The organism is Streptomyces sp. NBC_01171, from assembly GCF_045039805.1.
Taxonomy (GTDB): Bacteria; Actinomycetota; Actinomycetes; order Streptomycetales; family Streptomycetaceae; genus Streptomyces.
The window spans coordinates 1,241,478-1,268,352 of sequence record NZ_CP108609.1 but is presented as its reverse complement, the minus strand read 5'-3'; the positions used below and the strand labels follow the sequence as shown (position 1 = coordinate 1,268,352).

The 26,875-nt window shown below is 71.8% G+C and carries 21 protein-coding genes and 1 tRNA gene; 16 read left to right on the top strand and 6 right to left on the bottom strand.

Going from position 1 to position 26,875, the window contains the following annotated elements:
- Window positions 1-25 precede the first annotated feature (25 nt).
- Window positions 26-1,834, top strand: a complete 1,809-nt coding sequence (gene ggt / locus OG448_RS05875) for a gamma-glutamyltransferase (RefSeq protein WP_405551852.1) — start codon at window positions 26-28, stop codon at window positions 1,832-1,834.
- A 31-nt stretch (window positions 1,835-1,865) separates the two neighbouring features.
- Here ggt and OG448_RS05870 read toward each other — a convergent pair whose 3' ends face one another.
- Together OG448_RS05870 and map are read right to left on the bottom strand one after the other, a co-directional pair.
- A complete protein-coding gene (locus OG448_RS05870) occupies window positions 1,866-4,433 on the bottom strand; it encodes an ATP-dependent Clp protease ATP-binding subunit (RefSeq protein ID WP_405551851.1) in 2,568 nt (855 codons plus the stop codon).
- Between the two features lie 184 nt (window positions 4,434-4,617).
- Window positions 4,618-5,412, bottom strand: a complete 795-nt coding sequence (gene map / locus OG448_RS05865; RefSeq protein WP_405551850.1) for a type I methionyl aminopeptidase — start codon at window positions 5,410-5,412, stop codon at window positions 4,618-4,620.
- A 33-nt stretch (window positions 5,413-5,445) separates the two neighbouring features.
- Between map and OG448_RS05860 the strand changes: the two genes are divergently transcribed.
- The 9 genes from OG448_RS05860 (at window position 5,446) to OG448_RS05820 (ending at window position 16,176) form a co-directional block, all read left to right on the top strand.
- Window positions 5,446-5,697 (top strand): helix-turn-helix domain-containing protein, encoded by a 252-nt coding sequence (locus tag OG448_RS05860; RefSeq protein WP_030809674.1) that lies wholly within the window; start codon window positions 5,446-5,448, stop codon window positions 5,695-5,697.
- Window positions 5,698-5,786: 89 nt separating this feature from the next.
- Entirely contained in the window at window positions 5,787-7,082 is a 1,296-nt protein-coding gene (locus OG448_RS05855; protein WP_405551849.1) for a hypothetical protein, read from the top strand.
- Between the two features lie 157 nt (window positions 7,083-7,239).
- Window positions 7,240-8,082, top strand: coding sequence for a nitrilase-related carbon-nitrogen hydrolase (locus tag OG448_RS05850; RefSeq protein ID WP_405551848.1), 843 nt, complete (start codon window positions 7,240-7,242; stop codon window positions 8,080-8,082).
- Entirely contained in the window at window positions 8,079-9,362 is a 1,284-nt protein-coding gene (locus tag OG448_RS05845) for an aspartate aminotransferase family protein (protein WP_405551847.1), read from the top strand. The genes OG448_RS05850 and OG448_RS05845 overlap by 4 nt, the downstream gene beginning before the upstream one ends.
- A 64-nt stretch (window positions 9,363-9,426) precedes the next feature.
- Window positions 9,427-11,037 (top strand): PucR family transcriptional regulator, encoded by a 1,611-nt coding sequence (locus tag OG448_RS05840; protein WP_405551846.1) that lies wholly within the window; start codon window positions 9,427-9,429, stop codon window positions 11,035-11,037.
- Window positions 11,038-11,193: 156 nt separating this feature from the next.
- On the top strand, window positions 11,194-12,036 hold the full coding sequence (locus OG448_RS05835; RefSeq protein ID WP_329016774.1) for a nitrilase-related carbon-nitrogen hydrolase: 843 nt from the start codon (window positions 11,194-11,196) through the stop codon (window positions 12,034-12,036).
- Window positions 12,037-12,080: 44 nt separating this feature from the next.
- On the top strand, window positions 12,081-13,484 hold the full coding sequence (gene hydA, locus OG448_RS05830; RefSeq protein WP_405551845.1) for a dihydropyrimidinase: 1,404 nt from the start codon (window positions 12,081-12,083) through the stop codon (window positions 13,482-13,484).
- 11 nt (window positions 13,485-13,495) lie between these two features.
- Window positions 13,496-14,515, top strand: coding sequence for a TIGR03842 family LLM class F420-dependent oxidoreductase (locus OG448_RS05825; protein WP_405551844.1), 1,020 nt, complete (start codon window positions 13,496-13,498; stop codon window positions 14,513-14,515).
- Between the two features lie 134 nt (window positions 14,516-14,649).
- Window positions 14,650-16,176 carry an NCS1 family nucleobase:cation symporter-1 gene (locus tag OG448_RS05820; RefSeq protein WP_405551843.1) on the top strand — a complete coding sequence of 509 codons (1,527 nt, stop codon included), beginning with the start codon at window positions 14,650-14,652 and terminating at the stop codon, window positions 16,174-16,176.
- A gap of 46 nt (window positions 16,177-16,222) precedes the next feature.
- Here OG448_RS05820 and OG448_RS05815 read toward each other — a convergent pair whose 3' ends face one another.
- Window positions 16,223-16,894 carry a hypothetical protein gene (locus tag OG448_RS05815; protein ID WP_405551842.1) on the bottom strand — a complete coding sequence of 224 codons (672 nt, stop codon included), beginning with the start codon at window positions 16,892-16,894 and terminating at the stop codon, window positions 16,223-16,225.
- Window positions 16,895-17,201: 307 nt separating this feature from the next.
- Between OG448_RS05815 and OG448_RS05810 the strand changes: the two genes are divergently transcribed.
- The 5 genes from OG448_RS05810 (at window position 17,202) to OG448_RS05790 (ending at window position 23,280) form a co-directional block, all read left to right on the top strand.
- The gene (locus OG448_RS05810; protein ID WP_405551841.1) at window positions 17,202-18,350 is read left to right on the top strand and encodes a S1 family peptidase; all 1,149 of its coding nucleotides are present in this window, start codon (window positions 17,202-17,204) and stop codon (window positions 18,348-18,350) included.
- Window positions 18,351-18,535: 185 nt separating this feature from the next.
- A complete protein-coding gene (locus OG448_RS05805) occupies window positions 18,536-20,356 on the top strand; it encodes a gamma-glutamyltransferase family protein (RefSeq protein ID WP_405551840.1) in 1,821 nt (606 codons plus the stop codon).
- Window positions 20,357-20,434: 78 nt separating this feature from the next.
- Window positions 20,435-21,277 (top strand): inositol monophosphatase family protein, encoded by an 843-nt coding sequence (locus tag OG448_RS05800; protein WP_405551839.1) that lies wholly within the window; start codon window positions 20,435-20,437, stop codon window positions 21,275-21,277.
- 78 nt (window positions 21,278-21,355) lie between these two features.
- Window positions 21,356-22,774 carry a phytoene desaturase family protein gene (locus OG448_RS05795; RefSeq protein ID WP_405551838.1) on the top strand — a complete coding sequence of 473 codons (1,419 nt, stop codon included), beginning with the start codon at window positions 21,356-21,358 and terminating at the stop codon, window positions 22,772-22,774.
- Complete coding sequence (locus OG448_RS05790; protein ID WP_391293003.1) at window positions 22,771-23,280, top strand: O-acetyl-ADP-ribose deacetylase; 510 nt, start codon at window positions 22,771-22,773, stop codon at window positions 23,278-23,280. The genes OG448_RS05795 and OG448_RS05790 overlap by 4 nt, the downstream gene beginning before the upstream one ends.
- 445 nt (window positions 23,281-23,725) lie before the next feature.
- On the opposite strand, the gene OG448_RS05785 is transcribed toward OG448_RS05790, so the two are convergent.
- Together OG448_RS05785 and OG448_RS05780 are read right to left on the bottom strand one after the other, a co-directional pair.
- Complete coding sequence (locus OG448_RS05785; RefSeq protein ID WP_405551837.1) at window positions 23,726-24,634, bottom strand: ADP-ribosylglycohydrolase family protein; 909 nt, start codon at window positions 24,632-24,634, stop codon at window positions 23,726-23,728.
- A 334-nt stretch (window positions 24,635-24,968) separates the two neighbouring features.
- A tRNA-Arg gene (locus OG448_RS05780) sits at window positions 24,969-25,054 on the bottom strand.
- A 349-nt stretch (window positions 25,055-25,403) separates the two neighbouring features.
- Between OG448_RS05780 and OG448_RS05775 the strand changes: the two genes are divergently transcribed.
- On the top strand, window positions 25,404-26,075 hold the full coding sequence (locus OG448_RS05775; protein ID WP_405551836.1) for a DUF6082 family protein: 672 nt from the start codon (window positions 25,404-25,406) through the stop codon (window positions 26,073-26,075).
- On the opposite strand, the gene OG448_RS05770 is transcribed toward OG448_RS05775, so the two are convergent.
- Complete coding sequence (locus OG448_RS05770) at window positions 26,065-26,820, bottom strand: GntR family transcriptional regulator (RefSeq protein ID WP_405551835.1); 756 nt, start codon at window positions 26,818-26,820, stop codon at window positions 26,065-26,067. The two genes, OG448_RS05775 and OG448_RS05770, sit on opposite strands and share 11 nt — an antisense overlap.
- Window positions 26,821-26,875: the final 55 nt, after the last annotated feature.

Genomic DNA, 26,875 nt, shown 5'->3' with positions numbered 1-26,875 from the left:
CGGACGGTGTTCTCGGGAGGTTCGGATGGGTCGTCCTGGTACGCGGAAGCTGGCGGTGCTGGTGGTCTCGGCCGCCGTCGCCTCGATGGGGGCCGCCGCCCCACCGGCCCCACCGGCCGCGCCGGGCGGGCCCGGCGGGAAGGTGCCCGTGGCGGTCGGCTACGGGGGCGCGGTCTCCAGTGTCGACGCCGACGCCAGCGCGGCCGGAATCGAGGTGCTGCGCAACGGCGGCAACGCGGTCGACGCGGCCGTGGCCACCGCCGCCGCGCTGGGCGTCACCGAGCCGTACTCGGCGGGGGTCGGTGGAGGCGGCTACTTCGTCTACTACGACGCCAAGTCCCGCACCGTGCACACCATCGACGGCCGCGAGACCGCCCCGCTCAGCGCCCGCTCCGACCTGTTCCAGGAGAACGGCAAGCCGCTGGCCTTCGCGGACGCCGTCACCAGCGGGCTGAGCGTCGGCACACCGGGCACCCCCGCCACCTGGCAGACGGCGCTGCGCAGTTGGGGCACCGACAGCCTCGCCCGGGTGCTGCGGCCGGCCGAGCGGATCGCCCGCGACGGCTTCACCGTGGACGACACCTTCCGCTCCCAGACCGCCGCCAACGAGACCCGGTTCCGCTACTTCCCGGACACCGCGCGGCTGTTCCTGCCCGGCGGCAAGCTGCCCGTCGTCGGCTCCACCCTCAAGAATCCCGACCTGGCAAGGACCTACCAGGAGCTGGGCCGCAAAGGTGCCGATGCCATCTACCGGGGCGACCTCGGCCGGGACATCGCCGCCACCGTCAACAAGCCCCCGGTCGACCCCGCTTCGGGCTGGAACGCCCGCCCCGGCAAGCTGACCGCCAAGGACCTGTCGAGCTACCGCGCGAAACTCCAGCGGCCCACCGACACCTCCTACCGCGGCCTGAAGGTGTACTCCATCGCGCCCTCCTCCTCCGGTGGGACCACCGTGGGCGAGGCCCTCAACATTCTGGAGAAGAGCGACCTCGCCAAGGCGAGCGAGACCCAGTACCTGCACCGGTACATCGAGGCGAGCCGGATCGCGTTCGCCGACCGGGGCCGCTGGGTCGGGGACCCCGCCTTCGAGGACGTACCCACGAAGCAACTGCTCTCGCAGCGGTTCGCCGACTCGCGGGCCTGCCTGATCAAGGACGACGCCGTCCTGACCAGCCCGCTCGCCCCCGGCGACCCCCGCCACCCGGCCGCCTGCGCCACCAAGGGCAAGGCCGCGCCGACCACGTACGAGGGTGAGAACACCACCCACCTCACCGTCTCCGACAAGTGGGGCAACGTCGTCTCCTACACGCTCACCATCGAGCAGACCGGCGGCAGCGGCATCACCGTGCCCGGCCGGGGCTTCCTGCTCAACAACGAGCTGACCGACTTCTCCTTCGCCCCGGCGAGCCCCGGCGTCCCCGACCCCAACCTGCCCGGACCCGGCAAGCGCCCGCGCTCCTCGATCTCGCCGACCATCGTCCTGGACCGGCACGACCGGCCCGTGGTGGCGCTCGGTTCGCCCGGCGGCGCCACCATCATCACCACCGTGCTCCAGACCCTCACCGAGTTCCTCGACCGGGGACTCCCGCTGGTCGACGCCATCGCGGCGCCCCGCGCCAGCCAGCGCAACGCCGCCCAGACCGAAGTCGAACCCGCCCTGTACGACAGCGCGTTGCGGGACCGGCTGGAACAGCTCGGGCACAGCTTCAAGCTCAACCCCGAGATCGGCGCCGCGACCGGCGTCCAACGGCTGCCGGACGGGAAGTGGCTGGCCGCCGCCGAGACGACCCGGCGCGGCGGCGGCTCCGCCATGGTGGTGAACCCGACGGGCTGATCCCGAGGGCCCCTGAAGCCGCCAACGAGCCTCAGGTGCCCTCGCGCTGCGCCTCGGCCGGCTGGGCCTCCTGGCCCTGGACCCGGAAGTCCAGCCGTCCGTCGGTCACATCGACCGTCACCTCGCCGCCCTCGGTCACCGTGCCCTTGAGCAGCAGCCGCGACAACTGGTTGTCCACCTCGCGCTGGATCGTGCGGCGCAGCGGACGGGCACCGTACTCCGGCTGATGGCCGCGCTCGGCGAGCCAGTCCACGGCCGCGTCGGTGAACTCCACCGTCACGCCGCGCGCGCTGGACAGTTCCCGCGTGCCGTTCAGCATCAGGTCGGTGATCCGGCGCAGTTGCTCGGGCGTGAGCTGGCGGAACACCACGATCTCGTCGATCCGGTTGAGGAACTCCGGTCGGAAGTGCTCCCGCAGCGGCCGCAGGACCTGCTCTCGCCGGGCCTCCTCGTCCGCGTCCGCGCCGCCGGGTCCGAACCCGATCCCGGCACCGCGCCGGGTGATGACGTCCGAGCCCAGGTTGCTGGTCATCACGATCACCGTGTTGGTGAAGTCCACCGTCCGCCCCTGGGCGTCGGTCAGCCGGCCGTCGTCCAGTACCTGGAGCAGGATGTTGAACACGTCCGGGTGCGCCTTCTCCACCTCGTCCAGGAGCAGCAGCGAGTACGGGTTCCGGCGCACCACCTCGGTGAGCTGGCCCGCCTCCTCGTGGCCGACGTAACCGGGCGGCGCCCCGACCAGCCGGGAGACGGTGTGCCGCTCCTGGTACTCGCTCATGTCGAGCCGCACCATGCGGTCCTCGCTGCCGAACAGCGACTCCGCGAGCGCGCGGGCCAGTTCCGTCTTGCCGACCCCGGTCGGACCGAGGAACAGGAAGCTGCCGATGGGCCGGTCCGGGCTGGACAGCCCCGCGCGGGAGCGCAGTACGGCGTCCGCGACCACGTTGACCGCCTCGTCCTGGCCGACCACCCGCTCGTGCAGATGCTCCTCCAGGCCGAGCAGGCGCTCCTTCTCCTCCTGGGTCAGCCGGCTCACCGGCACCCCGGTCTGCCGGGACACCACCTCGGCGATGGCCTCCGCCGTCACCTCGAGGTTCTGCCCCTCGACGACCTCCCCGTCGTCGGCCGCCTCCGAGATCCGCCGCTGGATGTCGGCGATACGGTCCCGCAACTGGGTGGCCTGCTCGTACTGTTCGTCCGCCACCGCCTGGTCCTTGTCCCGGACCAGTTGCTCGGCCTCGCGCTCCAGCGCGCGCACGTCCGCGCCCTTGGTCCGGGCACCGAGCCGTACCCGCGCGCCCGCCTGGTCGATCAGGTCGATCGCCTTGTCGGGCAGCCGCCGGTCGGTGAGATAGCGGTCGGACAGCTCCACGGCCGCCGCCAGCGCCTCGTCCGTGTAGCGGACCTGGTGGTGGGCCTCGTAGCGGTCGCGCAACCCGCGCAGGATCTCCAGCGCGTCCTCGACGGACGGCTCCGGCACCTGGATCGGCTGGAACCGGCGGGCCAGCGCCGCGTCCTTCTCGATCCGCCGGAACTCCTCCAGCGTGGTCGCGCCGACGATGTGCAGCTCGCCGCGGGCCAGGGCGGGCTTGAGAATGTTGCCCGCGTCCATCGCGCCGCCCTCGCCGCCGGTGCCCGCGCCCACGACGGTGTGCAGCTCGTCGATGAAGACGACCAGCTTGTCCGAGTGGGCGCGGATCTCCTGCACGATGTTGTTCAGGCGCTCCTCGAAGTCGCCCCGGTAGCGGGTGCCGGCCACCACCGCTGTCAGGTCCAGCGCCACCACCCGGCGCCCCTCCAGACCCTCGGGCACGTCCCCGTCCGCGATGCGCTGCGCCAGCCCCTCGACCACGGCGGTCTTGCCGACGCCCGCGTCACCGATCAGCACCGGGTTGTTCTTCCCGCGCCGGGACAGCACCTCGATGGTCTGCTCGATCTCCCTCTCCCGGCCGATCACCGGGTCGATGCGGTTCTCGCGGGCCAGCTCGGTCAGATCGCGCCCGTACTTGTCCAGCGTCGGCGTGGTCGTGGGCCGGGGGCGGTCCTGGCGGCCCTGCGCGGTTTCCGGCGCCTCGGGCGGAGCCGCTTCCGCCTTGAACCGGGCCGCGTGCAGGATGTGCCCGGCGGCCGAGTCCGGGTTCATGGCGAGGGCACTCAGCACGTGCTCGGGGCCGATGTACCCGGCGCCGCTGGCCCGTGCCATCTCGTGCGCCTCCATCAGCGCCCGCTTCACGGCCGGGGTCAGGGACAGCGCGGTCGGCGGCACGTTGCCCGGCTGGTGCTGCACGGGTCCGGCGCGGCCGTCGATCTCGGTGGCCATCGAGTCCGGGTTCGCCCCGGACCGGCTGAGCAGGCTGCGGGTGGGCTCGGTGGACAGGGCGGCGCGCAGCAGGTGCTGGGTGTCCAGATCCCGGCTGCCGTGCTCCGCGGCGTACTGTGCGGCCCCCTTGACCAGCTCGCGCGCGGGCTGGCTCAGCAGGCGGCCGATGTCGACCTGGCGGGGGCCGCCGGGCTGGCCCGGATTCCCGGAGCCGCCGAAGAAGCGGGAGAAGAACTCCCCGAAGGGGTCGCCCTCGGGGCCGGTGTAGCCGCTGGTCATCGTTTCCGTCCTTCGCAGACGATGTGCGGAGCGGCCGGGTACCCCGGATCGGCCGCTCTTGAAACGATGGCACGCCGACGAGGGAAGGGCACCCGCAGGCTTCCCGGCTCCGGAGCCGGGAAGAGACGCGGTGCCCTGCCTGGGCGCAGGGCGTCCGCAGGCTTCCCCGGCCCCCTGGGCCGCGCTACGAAGCCGTACTCTGCCTCGCCGGCTCGCGTGCCGTCAGGATGCGCGGGCCCGCGTCCGTGATGGCCACCGTGTGCTCGGCGTGGGCCGCGCGGGAGCCGTCGTCGCTGCGCAGGGTCCAGCCGTCGGGGTCGGGGTGGTAGCCGTCCTTGCCGCCCGCGATCAGCATCGGCTCGATCGCCAGGACCATCCCGTGGCGCAGCGGCATGCCCCGGCCGGGGCGGCCCTCGTTGGGCACACCGGGATCCTCGTGCATCTTGCGCCCGATGCCGTGGCCGCCGAAGTCGGCGGGGATGCCGTACCCGGCGGCGCGGCACACCGTGCCGATGGCGTGGGCGATGTCACCGATGCGGTTGCCGACGACCGCCGCCTCGATCCCGGCCGCCAGCGCCCGCTCGGCGGTGTCGATCAGGGTCAGGTCCTCGGCGCGCGGGCGTCCGACCACGAAGCTGATCGCCGAGTCGCCGGCCCAGCCGTCCAGCAGGGCGCCGCAGTCCACGGAGAGGAGGTCGCCGTCGCGCAGGCGGTAGCCGGTGGGGATGCCGTGCACGATCGCGTCGTTCACCGAGGCGCAGATCACCGCCGGGAAGGGGGTCGGGGCGAAGGAGGGCCGGTAGCCGAGGAAGGGCGAGGTCGCGCCCGCCTCGCGCAGGACGGCGCGGGCGACCTCGTCCAGTTCCCGCAGGCTCACGCCCACGTCAGCGGCTTCCCGTACCGCCGTCAGGGCGCGCCCGACGACCTGGCCGGCCGTGTACATGGCCTCGATGGAGGCGTCCGTCTTGAGTTCAACCATGCCAATTACTATACCGGTATTAGAATGGGTGCCATGGTGCGCACCCCCCTGACCCCCGAAGAGCGCGAGCGCGGCGAACAGCTCGGCCGGCTGCTGCGCGAGGCGCGCGGCCCCCGGAGCATGACCGAGGTCGCAGCGGTCGCCGGCATCTCCGCCGAGACCCTCCGTAAGATCGAGACCGGCCGGGCGCCTACCCCCGCCTTCTTCACCGTGGCGGCGCTTGCGCGCGCGCTCGGGCTCTCCATGGACGAGCTGGTCGTTCGCTGCGCGCTGGTCCCCGTCTGAGCCGTTCCGCAAACCGTGCGTAGCAGGCCCGTAACACGACTGGTGTTGCCTGGCTCCCGCAGTGCTGGCGAACGGGCGGGAGCCGGTCGATGGCGGAACAACTCACGGCGGTGGCGGGGGAGTTCGGGTCCTACCTGGACGGCCTGCTGGCTCGCCTCGATCAGGGCGCGGGCTGGTGCGGGGTCTTCTGGCACCGCGACCCGGACGGCATGCACGCCTGCCGCGAGGGGCGCGAGGTGCCCCCGTGGGACGTGGTCGACGCCCTGCTACGGGACCTCGCGGCGACGTACGGCACCGCACCGGCCCTCGCCGAGCGCGAGCGCGCCCGCACCCTGCACGCGGCCGCCCTTGCCGCGTGCGACGCCCGTCCCGGCGCCCACGACACCCTGACCCGCCGCCTCCACGCCACCCTCCGCGAGCGCCACGACGCCGACGAACGCGAGGCCGCGCTGAACCGGCGCCTCACCGAGGCGAGGACGGAGGCGGAGGCGGAGGCCCTCCGCGTCGACCTGGCCTGGGCCCGGGACGCCCGGCACCGTGCGACGGCCCGCTGCGCGGAGCTGCGGGACCGGTTGTCCCGGATGGCCCGCCCGGAACCGTGGCGGGCCGCGTCGTCCGGCGTCGCGCCAGGCGGCCCGGCCGACGCCCACCCCGCCGCATCCGGCCGTCATCCGGCCGAAGCCGCCCCCGCCAAGCCCCGCAAACGCCGCCGGGGCAGTGCCCGTTTCGCCGGGCTGGACGACGAAACCCCCGCCCCGCCGGTCCTCCCCGGCGCCCCGCAGGCCGGCCCCGACCTCCGGGGCGCCCGCTTCGCCGGAGCCGAGACGGAGACCGAGGCTCAGGAGGCGGTCGGCCCCGTACCCCACCCCGACGATCACCGTGCCGTAGCCCACGCCGTCGCCCAGCTCGCCGCCCTCCGCGCCGCAGGCCGCAGCGGTGAGGCGCACATGCTCCTGGCGGAAGCCGCCCGCGGGCCCGCCGTACGCTTCCCGCTCCTCGCGGACGCCCTGACCCACGCCGACTGGACCACCCTCCGCTGGGAGGCCGCCGCACTGCCCCCGGAGCAACTGGTCACCGTGGCGCAGGCATTGGCGGCGGCCGGCCACCCCGAGGAAGCCCACCGCCTGCTCCGTGAGGGCGCCGCCCGCCCACCGGAGGAAACCGGCGCCGCCGTGGCGCGACTCGACGCGGAGGGCCGTACCCGCGACGCCCGCACCCTCCTCGACGCCTGCGTCCGCACCCGCACCCCCGAGGACGCGGCCCGCCTCGCCACCCCGGACCCCGACCACCTCACCCCTCTCCTCCTGGCAGCGGCCCGGCACGTCTCCGAGGAGCACCACCGGGCCCTCCTCCACGCACTCCGCGCCGCCGGGATCACCCCCTGACCGGCACCCCGCTCACCCGCAGGAGTGTGAAACGGGATCGAATCAGCGGGTTGGCGACGATGGTCTTGGCAAGGGCGTCCAAGAGGCTTACTTTCGTCCCTCTACGGCCCGTTTCTACGGGCGTAGAGGCTCGGACGCCGCGTCGAAGGAGCAGCTCATGGCCAACGTCGTACGTGCCGCACTGGTTCAGGCCACCTGGACCGGCGACACCGAGTCCATGATCGAGAAGCACGAGGAGTACGCCCGCGAGGCCGCGCGCCGGGGCGCGAAGATCATCGGGTTCCAGGAAGTCTTCAACGCCCCCTACTTCTGCCAGGTGCAGGAGCCGGAGCACTACCGCTGGGCGGAACCGGTGCCGGACGGCCCGACCGTGCGCCGGATGCGGGAGCTGGCCCGCGAGACCGGCATGGTGATCGTCGTCCCGGTCTTCGAGGTCGAGGGCTCCGGGTTCTACTACAACACCGCCGCCGTGATCGACGCGGACGGCAGCTACCTCGGCAAGTACCGCAAGCACCACATCCCGCAGGTCAAGGGCTTCTGGGAGAAGTACTACTTCAAACCCGGCAACCTCGGCTGGCCCGTCTTCGACACGGCGGTCGGCAAGGTCGGCGTCTACATCTGCTACGACCGCCACTTCCCCGAGGGCTGGCGCCAACTGGGACTCAACGGCGCCCAGTTGGTCTACAACCCGTCCGCCACCCACCGCGGACTCTCCTCCCACCTCTGGCAGTTGGAGCAGCCCGCCGCGGCCGTCGCCAACGAGTACTTCGTCGCCGCCATCAACCGGGTCGGCCAGGAGGAGTACGGCGACAACGACTTCTACGGCACGTCGTACTTCGTGGACCCGCGCGGCCAGTTCGTCGGCGAGGTCGGGGACGACAAGACCGAGGAACTCCTCGTCCGGGACCTGGACTTCGACCTCATCGACGAGGTCCGCCGGCAGTGGGCGTTCTACCGCGACCGCCGCCCCGACGCCTACGAGGGGCTGGTGAACCCGTGAACGACCTGTACGCCCGTCACCGGGGCGTCCTGCCCGACTGGCTCGCGCTCTACTACGACGACCCGCTGGAGATCACCCACGGCGAGGGCCGGCACGTCTGGGACGCCCAGGGCAACCGCTACCTGGACTTCTTCGGCGGCATCCTCACCACCATGACCGCGCACGCGCTGCCCGAGGTCACCAAGGCGGTGACCGAGCAGGCCGGGCGGATCATCCACTCCTCGACCCTCTACCTCAACCGCCCGATGGTCGAACTGGCCGAGCGCGTCGCCATGGTGAGCGGCATCCCGGACGCGCGGGTCTTCTTCACCACCTCCGGCACCGAGGCCAACGACACGGCGATGCTGCTCGCCACCACCTACCGCCAGGGCAACACCGTGCTGGCGATGCGCAACAGCTACCACGGCCGGTCCTTCGGCGCGGTCGGCATCACCGGCAACAGCACCTGGTCCCCGACCTCCCTCTCCCCGCTCCAGACCTTGTACGTGCACGGCGGCGTCCGCACCCGGGGCCCCTACGCCGGCCTGGACGACCGCGCCTTCATCGACGCCTGCGTGGCCGATCTGCGCGACCTCCTCGGCCAGACCCGGCCCCCGGTCGCGCTGATCGCCGAACCCATCCAGGGCGTCGGCGGCTTCACCTCCCCGCCGGACGGGCTGTACGCGGCGTTCCGTGAAGTGCTCGACGAGCACGGCATCCTGTGGATCTCCGACGAGGTCCAGACCGGCTGGGGCCGCACCGGCGAGCACTTCTGGGGCTGGCAGGCGCACGACCGCAATGGCCCGCCGGACATCGTCACCTTCGCCAAGGGCATCGGCAACGGCATGTCCATCGGCGGGGTGATCGCCCGCGCCGAGATCATGAACTGCATCGACGCCAACAGCATCTCCACCTTCGGCGGCACGCAGATCACCATGGCCGCCGGGCTCGCCAACCTCGGCTACCACCTCGAACACGACCTCCAGGGCAACGCCCGCCGGGTCGGCGGCCTGCTCATCGAGCTCCTGCGCGGCGTCACCGCCGGACTGCCCGGTGTCCGCGAGGTGCGCGGCCGGGGGCTGATGATCGGCATCGAGCTGGTGAAGCCGGGCACCGACGAGGCCGACCCGGCCGCGGCCGCAGCCGTCCTGGAGACGGCCCGCCGCAACGGCCTGCTCATCGGCAAGGGCGGCGGCCACAACACCAGCGCCCTGCGCATCGCCCCGCCGCTGACGCTCACCGTCGCGGAGGCCGAGGAAGGCGCGGCGATCCTCGAGAACGCGCTGAGGAGCACGTACTAGGGGGTGTCGTCTGGATCGGATCGGCGGATGGACGCGGCACCCCCTACAGAACGAGGTACAGCGGATGACCACCACCTCGGAGTTCCGGCACACCTCCTGGCGGCCGGAGGAACCGGCCCTGTCCGTCCGGCAGGTGCTCACGCTGGAGCGGGTGCTCGCCGGGGACCCCGAGGTGGTGGCCGGGGCCGACGGGCTCGACCGGGCGGTGCGCTGGGTGCACGTGGCCGAGGCCGCCGACGTGGGCGTGATGCTCACCGGCGGCGAGATGGTGCTCACCACCGGGGTGCTGCTCGCCGGGGACGAGGCCAAGCAGGCCGCGTACATCCAGTCGCTGCACCGGGCGGAGGCCGCGGCCGTCGTCCTCGGGCTCGGCCGGGCCTTTCCCACACCGCCCGAGGTGATGCGCCGGGCCGCCGAGCGGTGCGGGCTGCCGCTGGTCGTGCTGCACCGGCCCTTCCCGTTCGCCGAACTCACCGAAGAGGTCCAATCGCGTCTGGTGCGGCGGAAGTTCGCCGCCGTCAGCCTCTCCGAGGCCGTCCGTACGAGCCTCACCGCGCTGATCACCTCCGGCGCCCCGCTGCAACGGCTGCTGGACGAGGTCGCACAGCACTCCGGGTGTCCGGTCGTCCTCACCAACCTCGCGCACCGGGTCCTCGCCACGGCGGGGGAGCGGCCTGCCGTGGACGACGTGCTGCGCGACTGGGAGCGCATCGCCCGGCAGGCATGGGGGCACCACCCAGGCCTTTCAGGCACTGGGGGAGGCAGCGAGGGCGACGGCTGGGTCCGCGCCGAGCTGGGCGGGCGCGGGGAGCGCTGGGGCAGGCTGCTGCTGTGCGGCTACCGGGGCGACACCGCCACCGGACGCCTGCTCGCGGACCGGGCCGCCGAGGCGCTGGTGCTGCACCGGATGCTCGGCGGCGCCTCGGGCCGCACCTGGGAGGAGCAGTCCGCGCACGGCCTGCTGACCGACCTCGCCTCCGGGACCGTACCCGCTCGCCACCTGCTGCCCAGGGCGCGCGCGGCCGGACTCCCCGTCAACCGGCGGACTTTCGTGCCGCTCGTGGTGCCCGGTGCCGACCCCGAGCGGCTCGCCCGGGTGCTGCGCACGCTGGGCCTGACCGGGCTCGTCGCGGAGCTGGCGGACGGCGCCACCGCCGTACTGCTCAGCCTCGCCCGCGACCAGGACGCCGAGGCGCTCACCGGCCGTCTCGCCGCCCGGCTGCGCACCCCCGACCTGCCGGACGCGGTGGTCGCCGCCGCCGACCCGCGCACCTGCTGGGAGGACGTGCCCGCCGGGCTGCGCGAGGCCCGGCACGTCGCCGACGCGGTCGCCGGAGCCGCTCTCGACCGGCCGGTCGTGGTCCGGCTGCGGGACGTCCACCTGCGCGGGCTGATCCGGCTGCTGCGCGACGACCCCCAGGTGCAGTCCTTCGCCGAACGCGAGCTGGACGGCCTGCTGTGCGGCGGCGAGGCGGAGCTGCTGGACGTGCTGCGCACCTACCTGGCGACCGGCCGCAACAAGTCCCGCACCGCCCAGCTCCACCACGTCTCCCGGCCCGCGCTGTACCGCCGGCTGGAGGCCATACAGGCGCGGCTCGGGATCGACCTGGACGACTTCGAACAGGCGGCCTCCGTGCACATCGCGCTCCTCGCGCACGACGCGCAACAGGGTTGAAACATGCCACGACCTGCGAAAACGGCGGTGAAACATGGCCACGGCAAGACGTGACACGGTGGCACGCCCACACCCCGCAGACGTGACACGCTGCCACTCAAACCGGCCGCCCAGCCTTCTTAGTGTTCTGGCACACCGAGTGACCCGGAGGTCCCGATGAGCCGAGTGATCCGCGCCGCCCTCTTCCAGACGGCCTGGACGGGCGACAAGGAATCCATGATCCAGGTGCACGAGCAGGCGGCCCGTGACGCCGCCGCCCAGGGCGCCCAGGTCCTCTGCTTCCAGGAGCTGTTCTACGGCCCCTACTTCTGCCAGGTGCAGGACAAGGCGTTCTACGAGTACGCCGAGCAGATCCCCGAGGGCCCCACCGTCCGCCGCTTCCAGGCGCTGGCGAAGGAACTGGGCATCGTCCTGGTGCTGCCCATGTACGAGGAGGAGCAGCCCGGCGTCCTCTACAACACCGCCGCCGTGATCGACGCGGACGGCTCCTACCTCGGCAAGTACCGCAAGACCCACATCCCCCAGGTCCAGGGTTTCTGGGAGAAGTTCTACTTCCGCCCCGGCAACAGCGGCTGGCCCGTCTTCGACACCGCCGTCGGCCGGATCGGCGTCTACATCTGCTACGACCGCCACTTCCCGGAAGGCTGGCGGGCGTTGGGCCTGGCCGGAGCCGAGATCGTCTTCAACCCCTCGGCCACTTCGCGTGGACTCTCCCGCTACCTCTGGCAGTTGGAGCAGCCGGCGGCGGCCGTCGCCAACGAGTACTTCGTCGGCGCCATCAACCGGGTCGGGGTGGAGGACCTGGGCGACAACGACTTCTACGGCACCACGTACTTCGTGGACCCGGAGGCCCAGTTCGTCGGCGAGGTGGCGAGCGACAAGGAGACCGAACTGGTCGTCCGCGACCTCGACATGGCCAAGCTGCGCGAGGTCCGCGACCGCTGGCAGTTCTACCGCGACCGCGAGCCGGGCACGTACGAGCCGCTGACGGCGCCGTAGCCGACAGGTCCATCCAGTAGGCCGTCCGATCCAGGAGCAGGAGCATGGGCACCCGTACCCTCATCCGCAACGGACTCGTCATCACCGCCTCCGACGAGATCCACGCCGACGTACTGATCGAGGACGGCCGTATCGCCGCCCTCGCCGCCTCCGGAACCCCCGCCGCCGAGGCGTTCACCGCGGACCGGACCATCGACGCGACCGGGAAGTACGTCATCCCCGGCGGCGTCGACGGCCACACCCACATGGAGATGCCGTTCGGCGGCACCTACGCCGCCGACACCTTCGAGACCGGCACCCGCGCCGCCGCCTGGGGCGGCACCACCACCATCGTGGACTTCGCCATCCAGAACGTCGGCGGCACCCTGCGCGAGGGTCTGGACGCCTGGCACCAGAAGGCCGAGGGCAACTGCGCCGTCGACTACGGCTTCCACATGATCGTCTCCGATGTGAACCAGGAGACGCTCAAGGAGATGGACCTGCTGGTCGAGGAGGGCGTGACCTCGTTCAAGCAGTTCATGGCCTACCCCGGTGTCTTCTACTCCGACGACGGCCAGATCCTCCGCGCCATGCAGCGCGCCGCCGAGAACGGCGGACTGATCATGATGCACGCCGAGAACGGCATCGCCATCGACGTCCTGGTCGAGCAGGCCCTCGCCCGCGGCGAGACCGACCCCCGCTACCACGGCGAGGTCCGCAAGGCCCTGCTGGAGGCCGAGGCCACCCACCGCGCCATCAAGCTCGCCCAGGTGGCCGGTGCCCCCCTGTACGTGGTGCACGTCTCGGCGCAGGAGGCGGTGGCAGAGCTGACGCGGGCCCGCGACGAGGGGCTGAACGTCTTCGGCGAGACCTGCCCGCAGTACCTGTTCCTGTCCACCGACAACCTCGCCGAGCCGGACTTCGAGGGCGCCAAGTACGTGTGCAGCACCCCGCTGCGGCCCCGGGACCACCAGGCCGCCCTCTGGCGGGGCCTGCGCACCAACGACCTCCAGGTGGTCTCCACCGACCACTGCCCGTTCTGCTTCTCGGGCCAGAAGGAGCTGGGCCGGGGCGACTTCTCCAAGATCCCCAACGGGATGCCGGGCGTGGAGAACCGCATGGACCTCCTCCACCAGGCCGTGGTCGACGGTCACATCTCGCGCCGCCGCTGGATCGAGATCGCCTGCGCCACCCCGGCCCGCATGTTCGGCATGTACCCGAAGAAGGGCACCATCGCGCCCGGCGCCGACGCAGACGTGGTGATCTACGACCCGCACGCCGAGCAGGTCATCTCGGCCGAGACGCACCACATGAACGTCGACTACTCGGCGTACGAGGGCAAGCGGATCACCGGCCGGGTCGAGACGGTCCTCTCGCGCGGCGTCCCCGTCATCACCGAGCGGGAGTACACCGGCCACGCCGGGCACGGCGTCTACACCCCGCGCTCCACCTGTCAGTACCTCAACTAGGAGTGGTGCCCATGGACTTCGGTCTCGTACTCCAGACCGACCCGCCCGCCTCCCGCGTCATCGACCTGATGAAGCGGGCCGAGCGCAACGGGTTCACCCACGGCTGGACCTTCGACTCGGACGTGCTCTGGCAGGAACCGTTCGTCATCTACAGCCAGATCCTGGCGCACACCGAGCGGCTGACCGTCGGTCCGATGGTCACCAACCCGGGCACCCGCACCTGGGAGGTCACCGCCTCCACCTTCGCCACCCTCAACGACATGTACGGCAACCGCACGGTGTGCGGCATCGGGCGCGGCGACTCCGCCATGCGCGTCGCGGGCCGCAAGCCCAACACCCTCGCCCGGATCAGCGAGGCCATGAAGGTCATCCGCGCCCTCGGCCGGGGCGAGGAGACCGACCTCGGCGGCACCCCGATCCGTCTGCCGTGGGTGAAGCCGGGCGCCGAACTCCCCGTCTGGATGGCCGCGTACGGGCCCAAGGCGCTGAAGATGACCGGCGAGGAGGCCGACGGGTTCATCCTCCAGCTCGCCGACCTCTATCTCACCGAGTTCATGGTCAAGACCGTCAAGGACGCCGCTGTCGCCGCCGGCCGTGACCCGTCCGAGGTCACCATCTGCGTGGCCGCCCCCGCCTACGTCACCGACGACGACTCGCCCGAGGCGCTCGCCCACGCCCGCGAACAGTGCCGCTGGTTCGGCGGCATGGTCGGCAACCACGTCGCCGACCTCGTCTCCCGCTACGGCGAGCACTCCGCGCAGATCCCCGACGAACTCACCGAGTACATCAAGGCCCGCGAGGGCTACGACTACGCCCACCACGGCCGCAGCGGCAACCCCGACACCCAGTTCGTGCCCGACGAGATCGTCGACCGCTTCTGCCTGATCGGCCCGGTCGAGGCCCACATCGAGAAGCTGAACGCCCTACGGGCCCTGGGCGTCGATCAGTTCGCGGTGTACGACATGCACGACGCGCAGGAGGCCACCATCGACGCCTACGGCACGAAGGTGATCCCCGCCGTCAACGCCTGAGCACGGCAGGCGAATCGAACTCCCCCTTCCCGCCCCGCGCGCGGAAGGGGGCCAGGACGCCCGTACGGAACCCTTACGGGACGCACCCCCCCCGCACGGCCTGTCCCGACCCTCCCATCCGATTGGCCTGCACCATGACCGAAACCGCACCCACGGCCATACCGCCCTCCGCCCAAGTCACCCTCGCCGACGGCCGGGTGGAGATCGCCCCCGGCGCACCCGCGCCCAGCGGTCCCTACGCCAACGAGGACCTGCTTCCCGTACCGGCCGCCAAACGGACCTGGACGACGTACAACTTCTCCGCGCTGTGGGTCGGCATGGCCCACAACACCGCCTCCTGGACACTGGCTTCGGGCCTGATCGCGGTCGGCATGGACTGGAAACAGGCCGTGTTCACCATCGCCCTGGCCAACCTGATCGTGCTGGTGCCGATGCTGCTCACCGGGCACGCCGGACCCAAGTACGGCATCCCCTTCCCGGTGTTCGCCCGCGCCTCCTTCGGGGTGCGCGGCGCCAACCTGCCCGCCGTAGTGAGGGCGTTGGTGGCTTGCGGCTGGTTCGGCATCCAGACCTGGATCGGCGGCGAGGCGATCTTCTTCCTCGCCGGCAAGCTGATCGGCGACCGCTGGTCCGGCGCCTCGCACATCGGCGGCTACCCCTGGACCATGTGGCTCTCCTTCGCCATCTTCTGGGCGATCCAGGTGGCCATCATCCTGCGGGGCATGGAGACCATCCGCCGCTTCGAGAACTGGGCCGCCCCCTTCGTGCTGGTCGGGGCGTTCGTGATGCTGTGGTGGATGAGCGACCAGGCCGGGGGAGTCGGCCCGCTCTTCGACCAGCCGTCCAAGCTGGGCTGGGGCGGCGACTTCTGGAAGCTCTTCTGGCCCTCCCTGATGGGCATGATCGGCTTCTGGTCCACCCTCTCCCTGAACATCCCCGACTTCACCCGCTACGGCCGCAGCCAGCGCGCCCAGACCCTCGGGCAGGCTTTCGGTCTGCCCACGACCATGACCCTGTTCGCGTTCCTGTCGGTGCTGGTCACCTCGGGTTCGCAGGCGGTGTACGGCGAGCCGGTCTGGGACCCGGTCCAGCTCGCCGCCAAGACCGACAACGTGGTGGGCCTGATCTACGCCCTGGTCACCGTGCTGGTGGCGACCCTCTCCGTGAACATCGCGGCCAACCTGGTCTCCCCGGCCTTCGACTTCTCCAACGTCGCGCCCCGCAAGGTCAGTTTCCGCACCGGCGCCCTGATCACCGCCGTCCTCGCGGTGCTGATCTTCCCGTGGCGGCTGTACTCCGACCCGCAGGGCTACATCTTCACCTGGCTCGGTCTGGTCGGCGGTCTGCTCGGCACGGTCGCGGGCATCCTGATCGCCGACTACTGGTTCCTGCGCCGCACCCGCCTCGACCTGGCCGACCTGTACCGCGCGGGCGGACGGTACTGGTACGCGGGCGGCTGGAACTGGCGGGCGGTGGTCGCCTTCGTGGTGGGCGGCGTCCTCGCCGTCGGAGGCGCCGACTTCCACCCGCTGATCGACGGCCGCCCGATCCCGGCCCTCCGCCCGCTGGCCGACTACGGCTGGGCGGTCGGCCTGGGGACCTCGCTGGTGCTGTACGTGGTGCTGACCTTGGCCGGCGGCAGGAAGACAGCGGCCAGTTGAGCACAGGAGCCCCGGCGGTCGTGGACCGACTGCCGGGGCTCTGCCGTTACTTGGCCCCGCTCCGCAGGGACGCCACCGCGTCCTTGGCCGCCTTGATGGCGCCCTTGTTGATCTCGGAGGTCTCCGGGGCCTTCTTGCTCTCGAAGTCGCTGCCGCTGTACGTGACGACCACCAGCGCGTTGGCGGCACGGGCCAGCACCACGCCCTCGCGCGTCTGCTGCTTGTCCTCCGTGTTCAAGTTCACGACGGAGTAGCCGCCGTCACCGAGCCCCGGCACCGCACCGCCGCCGCTCTTCTCGGTGACCCGCTGCTGGTACTCCTTCTCCGCCGCGTCGTCGGAGGCGGTCACCTCGTAGGACACGTCCAGCCAGCGGTAGTCGTAGCCCTCGAGCGCGTTCCACGAGCAGGTGCGGCGCAGCCTGGAGTCGGTGGACGGTATCTCCTTGCCGGCCGTCTTCGCGCCGGGCACCAGGGACTTGACGGTGGCCACGGGCACGCCGGTGCAGGGCGCGGGCGCGGCGTCGTACGTCTTCACGGCGGGCGCGGCGGAGGACGCGGCCGGGGCGGCGGAGGCACCGGTGGACGCCTGACTCGTGGGAGCCGGACCGGAGTTGGCGGTGGCGGCGGGACCCGAGCTGAGGGCCCATCCGGCGACGGCCAGCACGACGACCGGGGACAGACGAGCGGTGAGGGCGAGCGGCAGAGGCAGAGAACTCACGGCGCACTTCTCGTGGGAGAGGGGGTGACGGAAGGGGTCCGCAGGGACGGGGGACGCCAGTCTCACACGAGGGGTCCGCGCCACGGAAGCCCGAACTCGCTGCGTACTTGAGCGGTGACCCGTCCAGGTGCCGAGGAGCCGCATATCGCCCACGTCTCCTCCGTCTCCACGGCTGGAACAGAGGACGTGTGATTGGCATGGACCTGTTGTGGAGGTGCCGCTAGGCTCTGCCCCGCACTGATGAGAGCGCTCTCATACATCGGCTGTTCCACCCCCACCTCGTTGGAACGACGAAGGGCAACTCCCCATGAGACGCAAGAAAGTCATGCGCGCCGCCGCGGCCGCACTGCTCATGCTCGGCGGCCTCTCCGCGGCGGGCACCCTCCCCGCCGCCGCGCAGAACGCCGGCGAAGCCCCCGCCTCCAAGAGCCTGCTGACCGCGATGCAGCACGACTTCGGGCTCACCAAGTCCCAGGCCGAGGCCCGCCTCAAGGCCGAACGCACGGCCACCAACCTGGACCCGAAAGCCCGCGCGACCGCCGGTGCGGCCTACGGCGGCTCCTGGTTCGACGCCAAGAGCGGCCGCCTGACCGTGGCCGTGACCGACGACGCCTCCGCGGGCGTCCGCCAGAAGCTCCGTGACGCCGGGGCCACCGTACGCACGGTGGAGCACAGCGCCCGTGAGCTGAACGCGGCCAAGGCGCGCGTCGACCGCCTCAAGGCGCCCAAGTCCGTGACCAGTTGGCACGTCGACCCCAGCGCCGGGTCCGTCGTGATCGACGTGGTCCGCTCCAAGGCCGCCGACAACGATGTCCAGCGCTTCCTGGCGAGCGCCCGCCAGGCGGGTCCCGTCACCGTCCACAAGGTCGCCGAGTCCGCGAGCACCCTGGCGGCCGGCACGGTCGGCGGCGACCCGTACTACACGGGCAACGTCCGCTGTTCCATCGGCTTCTCGGTGTACGGCGGCTTCGTCACCGCCGGGCACTGCGGCCAGCCGTCCGCCGCCGTCTACGGCTGGGACCGGTCCTACGTCGGCAACTTCCAGGGCTCGTCGTTCCCCGACAACGACTACGCCTGGGTCAACGTGGGCAGCGGCTGGTGGACCGTACCGGTCGTGCTCGGCTGGGGCACCACCTCCGACCAGTTGGTGCGCGGCTCCAACGTGGCGCCTCCCGGCACCTCCATCTGCCGCTCCGGCTCGACCAGCCACTGGCACTGCGGCAGCGTCCTCGCGCTGAACGAGACCGTCAACTACAGCCAGGGCGCGGTGTACCAGCTCACCAAGACCAACGTGTGCGCCGAACCCGGTGACTCCGGCGGCTCGTTCATCAGCGGCGACCAGGCCCAGGGCGTCACCTCCGGCGGCTGGGGCAACTGCTCCAGCGGCGGCGAGACCTGGTTCCAGCCGATCAACGAGATTCTGAGCCGGTACGGGCTGACGCTGCACACCGCCTGATCACCGCTCTCGCACGACGGCCCCGCGGGCAAGTTGCTCGCGGGGCCTTCTCGTGGCCTCTCGCTCCGGTCCCTCTTCCGTCGGCCCCTCTTGCGCCGGCCTCGGCGGAACACGTTTCATCCTGCATGAATCACCGGGCGGGGAAGAGCCGGTGCGCAGAGGAGTTCGCGCAGAGAAGAGGCCGTATGTTCACCACCCGTCCCACCCTCCAGGGCACCTTCGGCATGGTGTCCAGCACCCACTGGCTGGCCTCCCAGTCGGCCATGGCGGTGCTGGAGGACGGCGGCAACGCCTTCGACGCGGCCGTGGCGGGCGCGTTCGTGCTGCACGTCGTGGAACCCCATCTGAACGGCCCGGCGGGCGAGGTGCCCATCCTGCTCGCTCCCGCCGACGGCGAGGTCCAGGTGCTGTGCGGGCAGGGCGTCGCTCCGGCGGGCGCCACCGTCGCGCACTACCGGGGTCTCGGACTCGATCTCGTCCCCGGCACCGGCCCCCTCGCGGCCGCCGTTCCCGGCGCCTTCGACGCCTGGCTGCTGCTTCTGCGCGACCACGGGACCAAACCTCTGGACGAGGTGCTGAAATACGCCATCGGGTACGCCGAGCACGGCCACCCGCCCGTGGAGAACGTCACCGCGACCGTGGAGAGCGTGCGGGAGCTGTTCGAGACCGAGTGGACCAGCTCGGCCGAGGTGTACCTGCCCGGCGGCCGCGCACCCCGCCCCGGTGAGCCGCTGCGCAACCCCGCCCTCGCCGCGACCTGGAAGCGCCTGCTGGCCGAGACCGAGGGCGCGGGCGACCGGGAGGCCCGTATCGACGCCGCCCGCGCGGTGTGGCGTACGGGCTTCATCGCCGAGGCGCTGCTCCGCCAGTCCCGCCGCCCCACCCTCGACTCCAGCGGCGCCCACCACACCGGCACCCTCACCGAGACCGACCTCGCGGACTGGACGGCGACCTATGAGGCTCCGGCCACGTACGACTGGAACGGCTGGACCCTCTGCAAGGCGGGCCCCTGGAGCCAGGGCCCGTCCCTCCTCCAGCAGCTCGCCCTCCTCCCGGCCGACCTCCCGCCGTACGGCGGCGCGGACTACGTCCACCTGCTGATCGAGGGCTGCAAGCTCGCCATGGCCGACCGCGAGGCGTGGTACGGAGACGCGGACGAGGTACCGCTCACCGAGCTGCTGTCGGCGGAGTACAACACCGGCCGGCGGGACCTGGTCGGCGCCGACGCCTCCTGGGAGCTGCGGCCGGGGAGCCCCGGCGGACGTACGCCCCGGCTGCCGGAGCTGGCCCACGCGCGCGTGCCGGGCGGTGCCGCGGGCGTGGGCGAGCCCACCGTGGCCACGGCGGCGGTGGGAGAGCCCACCGTGGTCGCCGAACCACGCGTGAGCGCCGACGGCACGACGCGCGGGGACACCTGCCACCTCGACGTGGTCGACCGGTGGGGCAACATGATCGCCGCCACGCCCAGCGGTGGCTGGCTCCAGTCCAACCCGGTCGTGCCCGAGCTGGGCTTCCCGCTCGGCACCCGGCTCCAGATGACCTGGCTGGAGGAGGGCCTGCCGAACACGCTGACGCCGGGCCGCCGCCCCCGTACGACCCTGTCCCCGTCGCTCGCCCTGCGGGACGGCGTGCCGGTGCTCGCCTTCGGCACGCCCGGCGGTGACCAGCAGGACCAGTGGCAGACGCACTTCTTCCTGGCGGCGGCCCTGCGCGCACCGGTGCGGGGCGGGCTCGACCTCCAGGGCGCCATCGACGCCCCGAACTGGCACAACGACGGTTTTCCCAGCTCGTTCTACCCGCGCGGCTGGCGGGCCGGCAGCGTGACGGTCGAGTCCCGCATGCCCGAGGAGGTCGTCGCCGGGCTGCGCCGCCGGGGGCACGACGTGACCGTGGGCTCCGCCTGGTCGGAGGGCCGGCTGTGCGCGGTCGCCCGCGACCCCGCCACCGGTGTGCTGTCCGCCGCGGCCAATCCGCGGGGGATGCAGGGGTACGCGGTGGGCCGCTGAGCGGTCGGCCTACCTGCGGGCCGGGAGGTTATCCACAGCCGGGAGGGCGATGTCGGCCGACCGTGGTCTCATGGACACATGATCGACGACACCGGAACCATCGAGGAGTTTCTCGCCCACCACTCCGCCGAGGTGGAGGAGGCGATCCGCAAGGCCGCGGCCATCGAGATCCTGCCCCGCTTCCGCCGCCTGGCCGAGCACGAGGTGGACCAGAAGAGCGGGCCGCACGACCTGGTGACCGACGCCGACCGCCTGGCCGAGCGGCGCCTCACCGAGGAGCTGAGGGCCCTGCTGCCCGGCTCGGTCGTGGTCGGCGAAGAGGCGGTGCACGCGAACCCGGCGACGTACGACGCCATCCGGGGCGACGCACCGGTGTGGATCATCGACCCGGTCGACGGCACCCGCCAGTTCGTGCACGGCAACGACGGCTTCTGCACCCTGGTCGCGCTCGCCCACCGGGGCACCGTGCTGGCCTCCTGGACGTACGCGCCGGTCCGGGACCAGTTCGCCACCGCCGTGCGGGGCAAGGGCGCCTTCCTGGACGGGGAGCGGCTCTTCGCCGGGCTGCCCGCGCCGGGCCGGGACCTGGCGGTCGCCGTCTCGCACCCGGACTACACCACCGAGGACCAGAAGCGCGCGCTGCGGGCCCTGTGGACCGACGGGGTCGCCCCGCGTTCCTGCGGCTCGGCGGGTCTTGAGTACCTGGCCATCGCGCGGGGCGAGACCGACGCCGTGGCGTTCTCCTGGGAGGCCGCGTGGGACCACGCGGCGGGCCTGCTGCTGGTGGAGGAGGCGGGCGGCGCCCACCTCACGCTCACCGGGGAGCCGTTCCGGATAACCGGGGGCAACGCGCTGCCGTTCACCGCCGCCCGCGACGCCGCCACGGCCCGCCGGGTGGGGGAGCTGCTGCGCACGGGGTGAGGTGAGCGGGCCGGGCCGGTGAGGGTGCCCCGGCCTATGCTGATCCGAGTTGCCATCGGCTGACGAGGGGGTCGGAAGGTGCCGTCGATGCTGGACGCGGTCGTGGTGGGGGCGGGGCCGAACGGGCTGACCGCCGCCGTGGAGCTGGCCCGCCGGGGCTTCTCCGTGGCCGTCTTCGAGGCGCGCTCCACCGTGGGCGGCGGCGCCCGCACCGAGGAACTGACGCTGCCCGGCTTCCGGCACGACCCCTGCTCGGCCGCGCATCCCCTGGGCGTCAACTCGCCCGCGTTCCGCGCCATGCCGCTGGAGCGGTACGGGCTGCGGTGGCTGCACCCCGAGCTGCCCATGGCCCACCCGTTCCTGGACGGCAGCGCGGCGGTGCTGGCCCGCTCGGTCGCGGAGACGGCGGCGTCGTTCGGCCCGCGCGACGCGGGCGCGTACCGCAGGCTGATCACGCCGTTCCTGCATCGCTGGGACACACTGCTGCGGGACTTCATGTCCCTGCCGCTGACCGCGCTGCCGCGCGACCCCGTCACCCTGGCCCGCTTCGGCCTGGCCGGCCTGCCGCCCGCGACGGCCCTGATGAGCCGCTTCCACGACGAGCGGTTCAAGGCCCTGTTCTCCGGCCTGGTCGCCCACGCGATCGCCCCGCTGAGCGGTTTCGGCACCAGCGCGATCGGCCTGGTCTTCGCGCTCGCCGCGCATGCGCGGGGCTGGCCGGTACCGCTGGGTGGCTCCCAGTCGATCTCGGACGCGCTGACGGCGTACCTGGTCGACCTCGGAGGCACGGTGCACACCGACTACGAGGTCAAACGGCTGGACGACCTGCCGCCCGCCCGCGCCTACATCTTCGACACCTCACCCACCGCACTGGCCCGCATCGCCGGCTTCGGCAGCTACTACGACGGCTACCGCTACGGCCCCAGCGTCTTCAAGATCGACTACGCGCTGGACGGCCCGGTCCCGTGGACCGCCCCCGAGGCCCGCGTCGCGGGCACGGTCCAGTTGGGCGCGAACCGGGCCGAGATCGCCCGCGCCCTGCGCGCCGCGTCCCGCGAGAACCGCGCCCCCGACCCGCCGTTCCTGATCACGGTGCAGCCCAGCGTGGCCGACCCGACCCGTGCCCCCGAGGGCAAGCAGGTCTTCTGGGTCTACGGCCACGTCCCGAACAACTGGCAGGGCGACCTCACGGACGCGATCGAACGCCAACTGGACCGCTTCGCCCCGGGTTTCCGCGACCGCGTCCTGGCCCGAGCCACGGCCGGCCCTCCCGAGTTGGCTGCCCGGAACGCCAACTACATCGGCGGCGACATCGCCTGCGGCGCGGTGGACGGCCTCCAACTGCTGTTGCGTCCGCGCCCCACCCTGTTCCCGTACCGCACCCCCCACCCCGCCGTCTTCCTCTGTTCCTCCGCGACTCCGCCCGGCGCGGGGGTACACGGCATGTCTGGCCACAACGCGGCCAAGTACGTCTGGAGAAGGCTGAGGCAACGATGACCACGATCACGCTCGTCCAGGGCGACATCACCGAGCAGCGGGTCGACGCGATCGTCAACGCGGCGAACTCGTCCTTGCTGGGCGGGGGAGGGGTGGACGGAGCGATCCACCGGCGGGGCGGCCCTTCGATCCTGGCGGCCTGCCGCGACCTCCGTGCCTCCCAGTACGGCCGGGGCCTCCCCACGGGTGAGGCGGTCGCCACGACGGCGGGGGACCTTCCGGCGGAGTGGGTCATCCACACGGTGGGGCCTGTGTGGCAGGGGCCCGGCTCCGATCCGGCCTTGCTGGCGTCCTGTTACCGGGAGTCGCTGCGGGTGGCGGATGAGGTGGGGGCACGGACGGTCGCGTTCCCGGCGATCTCCACGGGGGTGTACCGGTGGCCGGTGGAGGAGGCGGCGCGGGTCGCTGTGGAGACGGTGCGGTCGGCTGATACGGGGGTGGAGGAGGTGCGGTTCGTGTTGTTCGACGGGGGGACGTTCGGGGTGTTTGAGGGGGTGGTGGGGTGAGGGGGCTTGGCGTGTCAGAGGGTGAGCCGCCCCTGACCTGGTGCGTCCCGAACACTCCGCGTCGCCCACCCGCATGCGGCACGGCTGCCGTCTGCGCCCAAGAATGCCGGGTATCCGGCACGGCATGCATGCTCTCGTGACCTACCGCACGTGGTACGGCCCCGTCACGGTGTGGGCCTTCGTGACCGCCATCCTCGTCGCAGTGGTGGCGGGCTGGTATGCCCGTCGCGGCAAGTAGGCATGACTAGCTGAGCGTTGTGCAGGCACGCGTCTCCGCCCTGGGCACCCAACGCCGGGTTGTGGACCACGCGTTCTCGCACCTGCACTGGTTCCGCCGCCTGCGGATCCGTTGGGAGATCCGCGACGACGTCCATGAAGCCTCTTCGCCCTCGGATGCGCACTCATCTACTGGAGACGCCTGCACTTGTCCCGGCCGGAGTTCTTACTACGTCACGACCGGGGGCAGCGGTTCACAGGCCGCGTGCCAGGCAGGAGGAAGGGCGGCGACGCCGGTGCGGGCGGCGATGACCCCGCCCGCGATGGCGCAGGTTGTGTCGATGTCCCCGCGCCCGGCGACCGTGACCCACAGGCCCTCTTGCAGGTCGTCGAGGTGCCCCGCCGCGCACCACAGGGCGTACGGGACGGTGTCGGGCCCCGACATCCGGTAGCCGGATCCCAGGACCTCCGCGGCATGCCGAACCGAGGTGCGCTCCGGCATCCGGGCCGCAATCCGCACGCCCGACCGGACGTCGCTGTCGGGGAGTCGTTCGGCGACGGCCTGGAGGAAGTCCGATCTGGCCGGGGTGGGACCGCCCCGGCTGCGGGTCGCCAGCGCCGCGGCCAGGGCGACCGCCACCGCGCCGGCGACCGCCTCCGGGTGGTGGTGCGAGACCGCGCTCTGGCGGGCGGCCTGCTCAGCGACCACATCGAGGTCAGCGCCGTGCCAGGCACCGAGCGGGGCGGCGCGCATGGCCGCGCCGTTGCCCCAGGAGCCCTGGCCGCCGAACTGTCCGGCGACCACCTTCTGCCAGGGCTCGCCCGTATCGATCCGGCGCAGCACGTCATGCATCGAGGCCCCATAGCCGCGGTGCGTGTCCTCGGCGTAGGCCGCCGCGAGGCGCAGGGCCAGGCGGTCCTGGTCGACGATGCCCCCGCCTTCGACGAGCTCCCGGACGAGAACCAGCGCTTGAGCGGTGTCGTCACTCCACCGCCACAGCGGCTCCGGTGGCAGCGTCCGCGCCTCCAGGGCTGCCGGACCGTGCCTGCGCAGGATGCCGAACCAGCGGTCGCCGAAGGCGTCGCCGAACGCGAGCCCGTACAACGAATCCAGCGCAGCAGTAGGCACGTTGATCATCGGTGCAGTATCGCAATGCGATGACTCCCCTGCACTCCGATTTCGGAGCGGCCGGGCTTCTGACCTGGACATGGTGTTGAACAGCCCGGTCTGGGACCTCAAAGCCGCCGAACGCTCGTCGGGGTACCGCCCATGGCCCCGGCCTGGGTACCCAACGCTGGTTCGTTGAGCACGCGTTCTCCCACCTCGACACGGCCATCGGCGAGACCTCGGCGGCAGTCGGACAGCCTCGGCGCCTGCCCTTGATCGTCAGCAGGGTGCCCGGGGCTTCGTCGTGTCGGCCGGCACCCGCCTCAACCAGCAAAGGGCCCTACCGGGTTGGGAAGGCGAGGGGTGGCACACGCGGCAGGACTCGAACCTGCGGCCAAGCGCTTAGAAGGCGCTTGATCTATCGGCTGCTGGCCGGACTCTGACCTGTGCATGGTCCTGCTCTCCTGCTCAGGGTGGCGCTGCCTTCGACACACATTCGACAGGCGGCGACCGAGCGAGCCTCCGTGAGGTGCCGGATCCTGGATCAGGCTCCTCGATCGGTAGGGCCGAGGGTGTTGATGCGACCGTTTGGGCGCTGACTCTGGCTCTCGTGCGCGGAACCCTGACAAGACCACAGGAGCGTAGGAGGTGCGACGGCTAGGACCTGTCCGGCCGATCGTGGGGGCTGCCGGATTGAGTGCCTCTTGCTGGGCGTCAACGCCGGCTTCATTCTGGTCAGCGAATCGGCATTCCGCGTTTCGGGGGACATGTGACAACTGAAAGCGGCACGGCGCAGCGCATGACCTGGGTACGGGCGGCCTTGGCGTACTGCCTGCTCGGGCTCGTACTGCTGAGCCTGATTCTTTCCACGCCGTTCGTACTGGCCGCATTGGCTCCGGCGAGCGCCGACTGGGGGAAGCTCAGTGACATCAGCCAAGCGTACGGGGCCGTGTCCGTCGTGCTTTCGGCCATCGCGTTGGCCGGTGTGGCCCTCTCGCTCCTCTACCAGGTCCGGCAGACACGCACGAGCAATGAGCAGGCCATCAGGGACAGCCATCTCCAGCTCGCGACACTCGCGCTGAGTGACCCGGACCTGCTCCTGGCCTGGTCACCGCCCATTGAGCCAGTGCCCTTGAAGAGGCATCGGCAGCATCTGGTCACGTCTCTCGCTCTCGGAGAGCTGTTGCAGCGCTTCCGTATCGGCCATCTGTCCGTGGAGAAGCTCGCGGTGAAACTCGACGGGCATTTCCGCGGGAAGATCGCGCGGGAGCAGTGGGAGCGTGAAGGGCCGGGGTGGCGCCGCACCTTGGAGGCGGGTGATCGCCGTGACCGTGTGTTCGCTCGCCTGGTGGATGAGCGCTACCAGGCTGCTGTGGCGGCGGGGCCGGCGTCCGCTCTTTTGGAGTTTCAAGATCGGTCGGACAGGCCCCAGTCGCTGGGGTCGCAAGGGCCCGGAGCGGTCAACGATTGATCGGGATCTCGTAGACGATCTCGCAGTGCGCGGCTGGCACGACGATGTCCGCCGTCTCCACGGGCCGCCCTTGGTCGCTGTAGTACGTCCGCCTGATGTGCGTGACGAGCGCGGCCTTCTGGATGCCGAGTAGCGATGCCTCCTCGGCGGTCGCCTGCCTCGGCTCCGGCTGCTCCACCGCGTGGCTGACGGTGATGCCGATCGCGGCCATACGGTTCACGACGCCCGAGCCCGCGTGGGGGCCTCCCTCGGGAAGGACGATGAGGGTGCCGACGGTGAGGTCGTACGGCTCCCAGCTCGTGGACAGTTGCACGGGCCTGCCGTCCGCGAGGAACTCGTAGGTCGTCCGTACGCACAACGCGCCCTCGTCGACCCCCAGCCGCGCCGCGATCTCCGCGGGGGCCGGCACCTTGGCGTCCGTCCGGCTCTCCCAGTCGCCCTGCCTGCCGACCGCCTTCATGTCCGCCCGGAACGGCGAGCCGCTGGGCTGCTCCCGCGCTGAAGACCGTACGACCCGCACGCGCCGCCGGGGTTCGGCGACGTACGTGCCCGAGCCGGCGCGGCCCTCCAAGACTCCCTGGGAGATTAGCAACTCCTGCGCCCGGCGCACCACGTTCTCGCCCACGCCGCACTCCTGGCCGATCTGAGCGCGGGAAGGCAGACGGTCTCCCGGCTCCCACACACGTTCCGCGATCCGGCGCCTCAGCTCATTGGCGATGCGGAGGTACGGCGGTTGCTCAGACATATGGAAAATCTAGTCCACTAGCCCTAATCTAGTTAACTAGCTTCACTGAAAGTGA

Bases quoted from the DNA above. Each gene is read 5' to 3' on its own strand.
- ggt (WP_405551852.1), top strand. From the start codon at position 26: ATGGGTCGTCCTGGTACGCGGAAGCTGGCGGTGCTGGTGGTCTCGGCC.
- OG448_RS05870 (WP_405551851.1), bottom strand. From the start codon at position 4,433: ATGACCAGCGGCTACACCGGCCCCGAGGGCGACCCCTTCGGGGAGTTC.
- map (WP_405551850.1), bottom strand. From the start codon at position 5,412: ATGGTTGAACTCAAGACGGACGCCTCCATCGAGGCCATGTACACGGCC.
- OG448_RS05860 (WP_030809674.1), top strand. From the start codon at position 5,446: ATGGTGCGCACCCCCCTGACCCCCGAAGAGCGCGAGCGCGGCGAACAG.
- OG448_RS05855 (WP_405551849.1), top strand. From the start codon at position 5,787: ATGGCGGAACAACTCACGGCGGTGGCGGGGGAGTTCGGGTCCTACCTG.
- OG448_RS05850 (WP_405551848.1), top strand. From the start codon at position 7,240: ATGGCCAACGTCGTACGTGCCGCACTGGTTCAGGCCACCTGGACCGGC.
- OG448_RS05840 (WP_405551846.1), top strand. From the start codon at position 9,427: ATGACCACCACCTCGGAGTTCCGGCACACCTCCTGGCGGCCGGAGGAA.
- OG448_RS05835 (WP_329016774.1), top strand. From the start codon at position 11,194: ATGAGCCGAGTGATCCGCGCCGCCCTCTTCCAGACGGCCTGGACGGGC.
- hydA (WP_405551845.1), top strand. From the start codon at position 12,081: ATGGGCACCCGTACCCTCATCCGCAACGGACTCGTCATCACCGCCTCC.
- OG448_RS05825 (WP_405551844.1), top strand. From the start codon at position 13,496: ATGGACTTCGGTCTCGTACTCCAGACCGACCCGCCCGCCTCCCGCGTC.
- OG448_RS05820 (WP_405551843.1), top strand. From the start codon at position 14,650: ATGACCGAAACCGCACCCACGGCCATACCGCCCTCCGCCCAAGTCACC.
- OG448_RS05810 (WP_405551841.1), top strand. From the start codon at position 17,202: ATGAGACGCAAGAAAGTCATGCGCGCCGCCGCGGCCGCACTGCTCATG.
- OG448_RS05805 (WP_405551840.1), top strand. From the start codon at position 18,536: ATGTTCACCACCCGTCCCACCCTCCAGGGCACCTTCGGCATGGTGTCC.
- OG448_RS05800 (WP_405551839.1), top strand. From the start codon at position 20,435: ATGATCGACGACACCGGAACCATCGAGGAGTTTCTCGCCCACCACTCC.
- OG448_RS05790 (WP_391293003.1), top strand. From the start codon at position 22,771: ATGACCACGATCACGCTCGTCCAGGGCGACATCACCGAGCAGCGGGTC.
- OG448_RS05785 (WP_405551837.1), bottom strand. From the start codon at position 24,634: ATGATCAACGTGCCTACTGCTGCGCTGGATTCGTTGTACGGGCTCGCG.
- OG448_RS05775 (WP_405551836.1), top strand. From the start codon at position 25,404: ATGACCTGGGTACGGGCGGCCTTGGCGTACTGCCTGCTCGGGCTCGTA.
- OG448_RS05770 (WP_405551835.1), bottom strand. From the start codon at position 26,820: ATGTCTGAGCAACCGCCGTACCTCCGCATCGCCAATGAGCTGAGGCGC.